Raw genomic sequence first — 12186 nt, forward strand, 5'->3', positions numbered from 1 at the left:
AAAGTCTTATGTTGACATGTTCTCTATAAAGAACTATTATTAGAATTAAGAGCGAATAATTTCGAATTACTTCGCCTTTGTTGTTCTTTATAAAGAAAATTTGTGATTATTCTTTCTATAACTAAGGAGCTTGCGATATGGGCATTCCTAAAATTATTCATTATTGTTGGTTTGGCGGAAAGGAAAAACCGGAAATCGTGAAGCGATGTTTAGCGAGTTGGCAATTGCATCTTGCGGACTATCAGATCATAGAGTGGAATGAACGAAATTTTGACATTTACCGGCATCCATATACCAAAGAGGCGTATGCTGCTGGCAAATTCGCGTTCGTAAGTGATTATGCGCGCGTGCATGCTCTGTATCATATGGGGGGAATTTATCTGGATACAGATGTGGAAGTATTTCGTCCTTTCGATGATTTGTTGCATCATGAATCCTTCTGGGGTTTTGAACAGGCGAACTTTATTGCTACAAGCACGATTGGCGCGATGAAGGGGAATAAGCTTATCCAGCTGTTCTTAGATTCTTATGAACAGAAAACATTTATTCGTGCCAATGGGAGTTTCGATTCTCTGACCAACGTAGCTGTGATCACGCGACTATTAACGGAGAGGGGATTAAAGCCAGATGGACTGTTTCAGGAGCTACCGAATCTAGGCACATTTTACCCTCAAACGTACTTCTCCCCCTACGATTATATTAACTGTCAAACATTCAAAACATCAAATACCTATGCTATGCATCACTTCTACAAAAGCTGGCTTCCTCCTAAGGAAAGACGAAAAGGCCAGTTGAAAATGTTGCTGGCTAGACTTATCGGCGGACATAATATTGCCAGGATAAGAGGGTACCTCAAATGAGTCTATTGAAAAAAGTAGTGAGCACGCTTATAGCAGAGTGTCGCGGCCGAGGGGTGTATCATACGTTTCTCATGTATGCTTCACATCTCATGGGTATCCTAAGAGCTGTAGTGAACACACTTCTCTATTGGAGTAATATGAAATCTTCCATCTTCGTCTTGCAATCTAATAGTCGAATTGAGGCGTACAGTAAGCATGCTAAGATCCATATTGGCAAATTCGTCTTTATTCGAAAGCATACGAGCATACGAGTTGACCATCATGGTGAGCTCCGCATAGGCGAAAAGGTATTTATCAATGATAGCTGTCATATCAACTGCGCGAATCGTATAACCATTGGCAGATTCTCTAAGATTGCTCCTCATGTGAGTATTAACGATCATGATCACAATTATAGGCATCTCGGTGGTGAGCATCTTTTGAAAGGCGAGGTTATTATAGGAGAAAACGTTTGGATTGGCTCGAATGTCGTGATTTTGAGAGATACATATATTGGTGATAACGCGGTAATTGCTGCAGGAAGTGTTGTGAAAGGGCGAGTACCCGCGAATACCGTTTTCTTAAATAAAAGAGAAAAGAGCTACATTCCCTATGCGAACTAAAATTTTTATTTCATTGTTTGATATGGAAATTGGTGGTGTTGAGCGCAGCTTAATCAATATGCTGGAAAGCTTTAATTATGAGAAATATGAAGTTGATGTCTTCATCTGTCACCATTCCGGTGATTTGCTAAAACTAATACCACCTGAGGTTCATGTACTGCCAGAAGTACCGGCATATACAGTGTTTAGGAAATCCGTTAAACAATGCATGAAGGAAGGTCATTTCTCAGCATTGCTGATTAGGGCGCTGAGCAAAACAGTGGCTGGTCTAAAGGCGAGAAGGAGAAAGCTGAAGGAAGGACCAGGGTACATCCAAATGCAGCTAGATTTGAAATATACAACTTTCGTGTTACCCCCCATTCAGAAGCGCTATGACCTAGCCATCAGCTATGCTTGGCCTCATGATATTGTAGCCACGAAAGTCATTGCTGCGAAAAAGTTAGCTTGGATCCATACAGATTATAGCGAGCTTGAAATTGATAATCACATCGACCTTGCTGTATGGAATAAGTTTGATGCAATCGCCTCCATCTCAGATGCCTGTACAGCTGCATTCCTCAAAACTTATCCTACACTATATGACAAGGTTACCTTGATCGAGAATATTACTTCTCCTGACTTCATCAAGAAAATGGCCGATGCTTCATTGCCAGCATTTGAAGCTGACCAAGGGGCGTTCACCCTCGTATCTGTAGGAAGACTATCCTATGTGAAGGGATTCGACATGGCGATTCAAGCTTTACGCCAACTACATGATAAAGGACTTACGAATATTCGCTGGTTCGTGGTTGGATATGGTGGATATGAGGCAGAGCTGCGGAAACTGATATCCGAGAATAGGTTGGAAGAAAGCTTTCTTCTACTAGGTAAGCAAACAAACCCTTATCCGTATATCAAAGCGTGTGATGTGTATGTGCAACCTTCACGCTATGAAGGTAAAGCGGTCACAGTGACGGAGGCCAAGATTCTCGGTAAACCGATATTGATAACAAGCTATGCGACAGCTAGCAGTCAAATAGAGGATGGTACGGAAGGATTAATGTGTGAGCTGAGTATAAAAGGAATCGCTGCTGGTATTGAGACGATGTATCGTAATTCGGAGCTCAGAGAGCGATTCGCGAATCACTTGCTTGAAAAAAATTTCAGTAATTCATATGAGCTGGAGAAGCTATACGGGGTGATTTAAGAATGGCAAACCATAAGATAAGTGTCATAATTCCTGTGTATAACGCGGAGAATTATATTATTTCTTGCTTAGAGTCTGTAATGAATCAGAGCTTCTCAGATATTGAGGTTATCTGTGTAAATGATGGTTCCAAGGATGGCAGTAAAGAGTTAATTGAAGCTTACATGAGATCAAATCCTCGAATAATGCTGATTAATCAAGCTAATCAAGGTGTAAGTATGGCTAGGAATATTGGGCTGCAAGCAGCATCTGGTGACTACATCGGATTCGTTGATGCGGATGATACGATAGATGCAACCATGTATGACACGTTATATCGTGCAGCTGTTGAAGGTGATTGTGATGCGGTGATCACTAACTTGGAGTGTGAGCTCGAAGGTTGTAAAGTGACAACGAAGTTTCCTTTTCCTCTAGGAATTGTACTCATGAGAGATTATATCGAGAGAGAAATTATGACCTATTTCTTGAAGTCAGATCAGCTGAATATGGTATGCAATAAACTCTATAAACGAGTAAAAATTGAAAAATATGATGTGACATTCCCCAAAAATGTTTCATTGGGAGAAGATGGAATATTCAATATGCGTTTCTTCAAACATGCAACACGAATTATTTATATCGATTATTCTGGCTACAATTATCGAGAAGTGATGGGAAGTGCGACCCGCAATATTTTGGAAAAGGACTATTTTCAAAGAGCTTTAGAAGTGTATGAACTCGATATTTCTGACTTGTATACTTCCAGTGATATTGATTCCATTAAGTTCAAGCAACTTAGGTCATATAAGCTCATTAGTAGTGTTATTGCAAATATAAATATGTATTTGAAAGCCTCCAAAGATTTAAGTCTTAGAAAAAGGTTGCGCTACGTTAACGGGATGATTCGAAATCCTGATGTGAGGGAAGCCTTGCCCTATTATTATCATGAAGCTTCCGGAACTTTAAGCCGCTATGAACGGTTTATCGCGGAGATGATCCGGAGGAAATCCCTATTAGGCTTATATTGTGCTACAACGTATAGCAAGTTGAGAAATACATAATGGAGGAGCATGAATAATGAGAATAATGATGTTTGCACACAATGGCAGCTTGAATCGTGGTTGCGAGGCTATCGTCCGTTCCTCGACGAGTTTAATCAAGGAGAAAATCAACGGTGCTCAGGTGTACCTAGCTTCAGCAAAACCAGAGACGGATCAGCTTATTACGAAATTAGATGGGATTTATGATGGTTCTTCCCGAAGAATCAAGAAGTATTCCTTCACATGGCTGCGCTCCTCTCTCCATGTCAAGTTGTTCAACGATGAGTCCTACGCGCTGGGTAAAATGAATAATAACATCGTGAAACATATTCCTTCGATGGATATATGCCTATCCATCGGTGGAGATAACTATTGTTATGGCGAACAGCCAGGCTGGTATGAAATTAATCGAAGAGTGAAAGCACAAGGGAAAAAGCTAGTGCTTTGGGGCTGCTCCATAGGTGCAGAGGACATGTCAGAGCGAAAATTGGCAGATTTGAAGTTGTTTGATCTGATACTGGCAAGAGAAACATTAACGTATGAAATGTTAAAGAGCAAGGGGTTGAATAATGTTAAATTGTGCGCTGATCCGGCTTTTACTATGGAAAAAGAAGAATTAACCTTACCAGACGGTTGGCAGGCGGGGAACACAGTAGGGCTTAATTTTAGTCCATTGGTTTCAGACAAGAACCCACAATCACAACAAGCGGTACGAGACCTAATCCGCCACATTATTGAGACTACTGACATGACGATTGCACTGACTCCCCATGTTATTGAAGGGGGAAATAATGATTTCGAGATTTTACAGAAGTATTACGAGGAATTTAAACAAACAGGTCGAGTCATCCTATTGCCGAATTATCTTAACGCTACGCAATACAAGGGATATATCGCAAGAATGAGGTTCTTTATTGGAGCAAGAACCCATGCAACAATTGCGGCCTACTCCAATTATGTACCTACACTTGTTCTAGGTTACAGCATTAAATCAAAAGGGATTGCCAAAGATCTTTTTGGAGAAGAAAAGCTGGTTCTGAATCTTCAGGAACTATCAAACAGTACGAAGTTGATTAGCGGATTTAAAGAGATGGTTGCTGAAGAAGATGAAATTAAGCGGAAATTGCAGGTTGCCATCCCCCATATGAAGCAAATGTCTTATAAAGCGGTGGAGCACTTAGATGAATTATTCCAATAATGCTGGCGTATATGAGGGATACGATGAAGAAAAAGTTACTATTTGTTATACCCAGCTTATTGGCTGGAGGCGGGCAGAAAAGTCTAATCAATTTGCTTTCGCAAATCGATTACCAACGGTTTGAGGTAGATTTATTGTTATTTAGCCAAACGGGTGCCTTTATGAATGCAATACCCAAAGAAGTGCAGGTTGTGGCGCTTACTTATCATCACCCAGCTTTTGCTGAGCATCTTGTGAAATCAGTAACAACCTTGATAGCGCATCGCCAGTTCAAGCTTGCTTACGCCAGGATCATGTTTGCAGCACTTAACCGTTTTGTGAGAAATACGGCAAGCTCCGAACAATATTCTTGGGAATATCTGAAAAGATCATTCGGTACGCTGGATCGAGAATATGACGTTGCTATCGGTTACTTAGAGAAGTCATCCATTTATTACATCGTTGATCGTGTGAAGGCTGCTAAGAAAATTGGCTGGATTCATACGAATTATGCAGACTCTGGGATGATCGCAAGTATGGATGAGCCCTACTTTAAGCAGTTAGACAAGCTTGTCACGGTATCAGAAGAATGCGCAAGGTCACTGAAAGAAACTTTCACGAAGTTAACTGATAATATCACGGTGATTCAAAATATTGTTTCTCCACGGATTATCAAAAGCGAATCTAATCGTGAGCCATCTGCCTTACAAAAATTCGATGGTGAATTCACGAATATTATTACTATCGCTAGATTAAGCCATGAAAAAGGGATCGATATGGCCATAAATGCTTGTGCCTTGCTAGTAAAAAAGGGCTACAAGGTGAGATGGTACATTTTGGGCGATGGCTCGGAAAGAGAAGCGTTGGAGAAGCAGATTGTGGCGCTGCAGCTTCAAGATACTTTTATTCTGCTTGGTATCCAAGAGAATCCTTATCCCTTCATCAAAAATGCAGATATGTATGTTCAACCATCTAGATACGAAGGGAAATCGATTGCTATCGATGAGGCTAAGATTCTGAATAAGCCCATTGTAGTAACAAATTATGAATCTGCTAAGGATCAAATTACGGATGGTGTAAATGGCCTACTTGTGGAGATGTCAGACGTTGGTATTAGCAAGGGCATTGAAGTGCTTATCAATCAATTCGAATTAAGGGAATCATTCATGCAGAGTCTTGCTGAAGAGCAAATGGGTACAGAGGAAGAAGTATATAAACTTTACGATATTATCTAGTAGGATGGTCTAATAATGAAGAAAAAAATACTGTTTATTATGAACAATTTAAACTGCGGTGGAGCTGAAAAGGCGCTCATTTCTTTATTAGAGACCATAGATTACTCGATGTATGATGTGGATGTTTATCTCCTCAGACATACGGGGTTATTCTTATCCAAACTCCCCCCAGAAGTGAATTTACTGCAAGAACCAGTTGAATATAAATACTTCGACATGTCGATGAGAAAGGCTGTCTTTCAATGCCTTAGAAAAGGCAGTTTGAAGATTGCATTACTTCGACTACTGGCGGGCAGTATTTATGTAAGTGAGAAGAACAGAATCAGATGTGAGCAGCGTGTCTGGAAGTATTTAGCGAAGTCACTACCTAATCTCGAAACCCACTATGACATAGCTATTGGATATTTAGAGAAGAATCCTATTTACTTCTGCATCGATAAGGTGAAGGCTTCCAAGAAAATAGGCTTTATTCATAATGACTATGACAAGCTGGGAATGGATCCAACTCTCGATCAGGTCTATTTCAATCAGCTTAATCACCTCGTAACCGTATCGGAAGAATGTGGTCATATTCTAAGAGAACGATTTCCAACACTAAGTCAAAACATCGAGGTTATGCATAACATCGTTTCTCCAGCTGCAATTCATAAGCTTTCTATGGAAACCGTCAACCTCAAAGAAAAAGACATTACCATTGTATCCGTAGGCAGGTTGAATTATCAAAAGGGCTTCGAGCTTGCTGTTGAATCATGTAAAGGTCTCATTCAAGCTGGCTACCCAATCAAATGGTATATCATTGGGGAAGGTGAGGAGAGAGCATCCTTAGAAAGGCTGATCGAAAAGCATGATCTGAAAGATAACTTTATTCTTCTGGGCATTAAAGAAAATCCGTATCCTTACATAAGAGAAGCTGATATTTACGTTCAACCCTCTAAATTTGAAGGGAAGTCCATCGCCATCGATGAAGCGAAGATTCTTCAGAAGCCGATTGTTGTTACGAACTTCAGTACCGCCAAGGATCAAATCAGAAACAAAATCAATGGACTCATTGTTGCGATGACGCCTGCAGCAGTATGTGAGGGAATTAGAGAAATTATCGATAATGATGCACTAAGAAAACAATTAATTGTAAATCTAGGTAAAGAAATGCTTGGCACAGAAACAGAGATTCTTAAACTCTACCAATTGTTTATGTAGCTGAAGAAAGGGGGCAGTGTCGTAATGTTGCAATGGATTAGTCTGATTATTGTGAGTGTTATTATTGTTATCGCACTAATAGATCTGATTCCAATGGGTTTGGACTGGATAAATAGGATACATATTGGTAGATATGATGATAAGCAGAAATGGAATCAATCGATAACGACGATCGGTGTGAAATGGTTGTCGCGTACACCCAAAATTAAAGTGACCGATCAAACTCGGTTAGTTGCGATTGATATGCTGCAAGGTAATTATACGAAGCATGCGATTCAGCACTGGCAAGAAGCAGCGTTGTTGCTTGGTCTAGGTGAGTATGTGAAAAGTAATGACAATCCAGCTGAGATTAAGCAAAAAATCGGGGAATATGTTCATTCCAAAATGGATGGGCAAGGCAGTTGGGCGCGGAAACCAGAATACGTCGATGCTGCTATTCTCGCGTATGCGATCATGAAGTTGGACTTTCTTGAAGTAGAACGATACAGAAACGCATTAGACGAGACTTGGCATCTCATCCAAGATCATATTGGAAATGAAGGCTCTGTTGCATATCGCAAATTCATGGACAAATATCGGTACGTGGATACGATAGGGTTTATCTGCCCCTTCCTCGTCGCCTATGGAATCCGTTATGGGAAAGAGGAATGTGTTGAACTCGCCGTAAGACAGATTCAACATTACGAGGAGCATGGAATGTTGGAAGGGCATCATATTCCAAGCCATGCTTATCAGATTGATAGTAAATTACCACTCGGGCTATTCGGCTGGGGAAGAGGATTGGGTTGGTTTGCAATTGGGCTTATCGATGCCTGGAATGAACTGCCTCAGGACCATACAAGCAGACCCTTGTTGGAAAAGAGCATCGTACGATTTGCTAAGTCTGCAATTGTGTTTCAACAAAAGCAAGGCAATTGGAATTGGACTGTAACCAGAGAGGAAACAATACCAGACTCATCAACAACAGCAACACTAGGTTGGTTTATGTTGAATGCTTCACAAATCGATGAAATATCGGACATCTGCAGGCACAGTGCTAATCAAGCTATTCGCTATTTGATGAAAGCGACAAGAAGGAACGGGGCTGTGGACTTCTCTCAAGGAGATACGAAGGATATTGGAGTATATTCGATGTTGTTTAATGTGTTGCCTTTCACGCAAGGCTTTTGTATCCGACTGATGAATGTCAAAGTTGATTCCAAGGTTGTGTGAATATGATTTCGAAAGAAGCAGAGGGGCGTAAGCTTATGGCTGTAGTAAAGATAAAACATAGACTAATAATTATATGGAATTTGATGTTTGATATTAAAGATGAAATTCAGTATCAATACAAAACGTTAATTGATCGGGTAATTAGGCTTTTCAATCGTTCTCCTGAAGTTAAGACTATTGATCAAACATTGGATGAAATTTTGAATAATAGTGCTTCTATTTGTCGGTATGGCGATGGTGAGTTTAAATTAATGATGAATACTCATATTTCGTTCCAACAAGCCAATGAGAATTTAGCGGAAAGATTAAGAGCGATTCTAAAAGCTGATGAGCCTGGATTTCTTGTATGTTTACCAGACGTATTTGAGGAATTATCACAATTTCATGATGAACCAAGAAATTATTGGTCACGACATTTGTCCAACTATCGTTTGCAATGGTATAGACTCTTGTCGGATAAAAAAGTTTATTACAATTCATTCCTATCTCGATGCTATTACCCATTCCAAAACAAATCGGAAAGTCAGCGTTGGTTTAATCGATTAAAATTAATCTGGCTGCATAGGGACGTTGTTATTATCGAAGGGAAGAAAAGTAGGCTTGGTGTAGGGAATGATCTATTTGAGGGAACTAACTCGATAGAGAGAATTTTAGTTCCAGAAGAAGATGCATTTAACTCATACGACAAAATCATTGCTGAAGCCAAGAAGGTTGAAAAGCACAAATTAATGTTATTGGCAATTGGACCCACTGCTACTGTTATGGCATATGACTTATACAAAGAGGGTTATCAAGCCATTGATATTGGACATGTAGATATCGAATATGAATGGTATTTGAGAGGAACGCTTACGAAGATTAGCATCGAAAATAAATATGTTTGCGAAGCTGGTGGAGGTAAGGGAGTCGGAGAAAGTCAGGATGGTAAGTATTTAAGAGAAATAAAATGTTATGTCTGATTCCGTTGAGGTGGCATTGTGGACGAAAAAATAAGCGTTATTGTGCCCATGTATAAAGTTGAGGAGTTTCTTCCCGGATGCATGGCCTCTATACTCAACCAAGTATATACCAATTTCGAGATAATTCTTGTAAATGACGGGTCGCCTGACAATTGCGGTGAACTTGCGGAGTCGTACGCAGCCAGGGATAAACGTATTAAAGTGATCCATAAAGCAAATGGTGGACCAAGTAGTGCGAGAAATGCTGGAATTGAGGCCGCAACTGGAAAATATATCGTATTTATTGATTCTGATGATGAGGTTTCATCGGAATATCTAAACGTACTGTATAAGACTGCCGAGCAACACCAATGTGACGTGGTTATTAGTGGATTTCAGACAATTCCAAGGAATATTATAGTTCATACTGGGTTTAAAATGAATCAAGTTATGCAAGGAAAAGAACTCGTGTTAAGTTCACCGAATGTACACTCTAACAATGACTTGTGTTATTCTTGGAGGTATTTTTATAGAACAAGCATCTTAAAAAAGAACCATATTAGATTCAACTCAAATGTATTTATCGGTGAAGATGTCATTTTTAATTTGGAGTATCTTCTTGCATCAGAACGAGTAATCGCAATTCCAGATATCTTGTATTACTACACGGATAATAATCCGTTGAGTGTGATGAGACTCCCTTTTAAACCCGAATTGGAGAGCAGTTTACTTTTACAACATCGAATTCGAAAGCAGATCTCTGAGAAGTTTGGTTTATTAAAAAATAAGAACTACAGGAATGACATGGCAAATTACTATATTAAAAACATATATAGATTGCTAATACAAAATGTAAAGAATAGTTCAGAAACAAATATGAATAATGAACTACGTAGAGTGGTCAGTCACAACATGATCGTTGAAAGTGTTAAAGAAATAGGTTTTGCGTATCGGTGTGAAAACCTAAAAGAATATATTTACTACCTGGCTTTGAAATTTAGAGTATTTCCAATATTAATTAAAGTACATAATCGGGAATTTAGAGGTTTGTAAATAGGAGATAAAATGAGAGTAAAAAATTCAATCAGAAATATAAGTGCTGGTATTGGTAGTCAATTTATAATAACATTGCTTAGTTTTGTGTCCAGAACAGTATTTATAGGCGCATTGGGCATAGAATATCTAGGTATTAATGGACTATTCTCTAATATATTGGGAATGTTAGCGCTGGCGGAAGCTGGGATTGGATCCAGTATTATTTATAGTTTGTATAAACCAGTTGCGGAAAATAACGAAGAGAAAATTATTGTACTGATGAACTTGTATAAAAAATGTTTTCGTATCATAGCTATTGTTGTATTTTTACTTGGAATTTCCTTAATGCCTTTTCTTAACTTTTTTATGAATGATACAAATATTCAGCATGTAAACATCATTTTTTTTATTTTTCTATTAAACACGGTTTCGACTTATTTATTCTCACATAAAATTTCTTTATTGAATGTCAGTCAAAAGGGTTATATTGTAACGGGTGTTTATTCGATATCGTCAATAATATCTACATGTATCAAAATTGGAATATTATATTTTTTGCATGATTATTTATTGTATATTATTGTTGATATTCTCATAACAATAACAACTTCAGTTATTCTGTCATTGATTGTAGACAAGATGTATCCCTACATTAAAAACAAAGTAAGTAGTCAATTAGATCCTGAGACTAAAAGTAGTATTATAAGAAATGTGAAAGCGTTAGTGTTGCACAATATCGGTGGGTATTGTGTATTTGGAACAGATAACATCATTATTTCTAGTTTTGTCAGTGTAGCCGCAGTTGGATTATATTCCAATTATTATATGTTCATTAATATTTGTAGAACATTTATCAATCAAATTTTTGATAATATTAATCACAGTCTTGGGAACCTTGTAGCTCAAGAAAGTGATGACAAAATATATAAAATATTTAGAGTCACAATGTTTTTTAACTTTTGGATATATTCATTCTTTACTATTTTCTTGTTTATCATGTTAGATCCTATCATTACGTTATGGTTAGGGCATGATTTTCAAATGAGTAAAAGTGCAGTTATATTTATCATGTTGAATTTCTTTATATCTGGAATGAGAAAATCTATTGTTCTGGTAAAAACGACTTCGGGTATTTTTCATCAAGATAGATATGCACCATTTTTTGAAGCTGGAGTAAATCTTGTTCTGTCTATCATCTTAGTTCAATACTTCGGGATGACAGGTGTATTCATTGGTACTTTAATTAGCACAATTGTCGTTCCTTTTTGGACAGCACCATACTTTGTATATAAGGAAGTCTTTCGAAAGCCTGTTCTGGAGTATTTCAAGATATACTTGGGATATGTGGTTATAGGTGTTGGTATTTGGATTGTGACAAATGTATTGTGTAGCTATGTGCCAGTTAACAACTTTGTTATGCTAGTTGTTAGAAGTATAATCTGCTTTATCGTTCCGAATATATGCTATGTGCTTATATTTCGTAAAACAGATGAATGTAAATATATTTTTACGATTATGCATAAGTTAATCTTGGGTATACGTGTGAAATTTAACCTAGATAATAAGTCTGCTATTAAAGAAAATATTTAGAAATGCCACTTTACTTCCAGCTTATGGAGGCGAAGTGGCATTTATTATATCTAACCTTTCTAATCATTAAAATAGGTGGAAAGCTATGAGATTTAAGGGGACAAGAATCCACTTTATTGGGATGTAATCTGCATA

At 38.2% G+C, this 12186-nt stretch carries 11 protein-coding genes; all 11 read left to right on the forward strand.

What is annotated here, in order from left to right; genetic code table 11:
* Positions 1-137: 137 nt before the first annotated feature.
* Genes ASL11_RS01490 through ASL11_RS01540 form a run of 11 tightly spaced genes read left to right on the forward strand, consistent with a single transcriptional unit; the run spans position 138 to position 12051 of the window.
* Positions 138-860, forward strand: coding sequence for a glycosyltransferase family 32 protein (locus ASL11_RS01490; RefSeq protein ID WP_056608912.1), 723 nt, complete (start codon positions 138-140; stop codon positions 858-860).
* Positions 857-1462, forward strand: coding sequence for an acyltransferase (locus tag ASL11_RS01495; protein ID WP_235550338.1), 606 nt, complete (start codon positions 857-859; stop codon positions 1460-1462). The genes ASL11_RS01490 and ASL11_RS01495 overlap by 4 nt, the downstream gene beginning before the upstream one ends.
* On the forward strand, positions 1452-2648 hold the full coding sequence (locus ASL11_RS01500; RefSeq protein ID WP_056608914.1) for a glycosyltransferase: 1197 nt from the start codon (positions 1452-1454) through the stop codon (positions 2646-2648). Before ASL11_RS01495 ends, ASL11_RS01500 begins: the two co-directional genes overlap by 11 nt.
* Positions 2649-2650: 2 nt before the next feature.
* Complete coding sequence (locus tag ASL11_RS01505; RefSeq protein ID WP_056608916.1) at positions 2651-3688, forward strand: glycosyltransferase family 2 protein; 1038 nt, start codon at positions 2651-2653, stop codon at positions 3686-3688.
* Between the two features lie 16 nt (positions 3689-3704).
* The gene (locus ASL11_RS01510) at positions 3705-4865 is read left to right on the forward strand and encodes a polysaccharide pyruvyl transferase family protein (RefSeq protein WP_056608919.1); all 1161 of its coding nucleotides are present in this window, start codon (positions 3705-3707) and stop codon (positions 4863-4865) included.
* A gap of 23 nt (positions 4866-4888) precedes the next feature.
* The gene (locus ASL11_RS01515; RefSeq protein ID WP_056608920.1) at positions 4889-6079 is read left to right on the forward strand and encodes a glycosyltransferase; all 1191 of its coding nucleotides are present in this window, start codon (positions 4889-4891) and stop codon (positions 6077-6079) included.
* A gap of 15 nt (positions 6080-6094) precedes the next feature.
* Positions 6095-7276, forward strand: a complete 1182-nt coding sequence (locus tag ASL11_RS01520) for a glycosyltransferase (RefSeq protein ID WP_056608922.1) — start codon at positions 6095-6097, stop codon at positions 7274-7276.
* Positions 7277-7300: 24 nt separating this feature from the next.
* Complete coding sequence (locus ASL11_RS01525; RefSeq protein ID WP_056608925.1) at positions 7301-8488, forward strand: glycoside hydrolase family 88 protein; 1188 nt, start codon at positions 7301-7303, stop codon at positions 8486-8488.
* A 2-nt stretch (positions 8489-8490) separates the two neighbouring features.
* On the forward strand, positions 8491-9447 hold the full coding sequence (locus ASL11_RS01530; RefSeq protein ID WP_235550339.1) for an SP_1767 family glycosyltransferase: 957 nt from the start codon (positions 8491-8493) through the stop codon (positions 9445-9447).
* An 18-nt stretch (positions 9448-9465) separates the two neighbouring features.
* Positions 9466-10479 carry a glycosyltransferase gene (locus ASL11_RS01535; protein ID WP_056608927.1) on the forward strand — a complete coding sequence of 338 codons (1014 nt, stop codon included), beginning with the start codon at positions 9466-9468 and terminating at the stop codon, positions 10477-10479.
* Between the two features lie 12 nt (positions 10480-10491).
* The gene (locus ASL11_RS01540; protein WP_056608931.1) at positions 10492-12051 is read left to right on the forward strand and encodes a lipopolysaccharide biosynthesis protein; all 1560 of its coding nucleotides are present in this window, start codon (positions 10492-10494) and stop codon (positions 12049-12051) included.
* Positions 12052-12186 lie beyond the last annotated feature (135 nt).

The sequence above is a fragment of the Paenibacillus sp. Soil750 genome (genome assembly GCF_001428045.1).
In the GTDB taxonomy this organism is placed as follows: domain Bacteria; phylum Bacillota; class Bacilli; order Paenibacillales; family NBRC-103111; genus Paenibacillus_E; species Paenibacillus_E allorhizoplanae.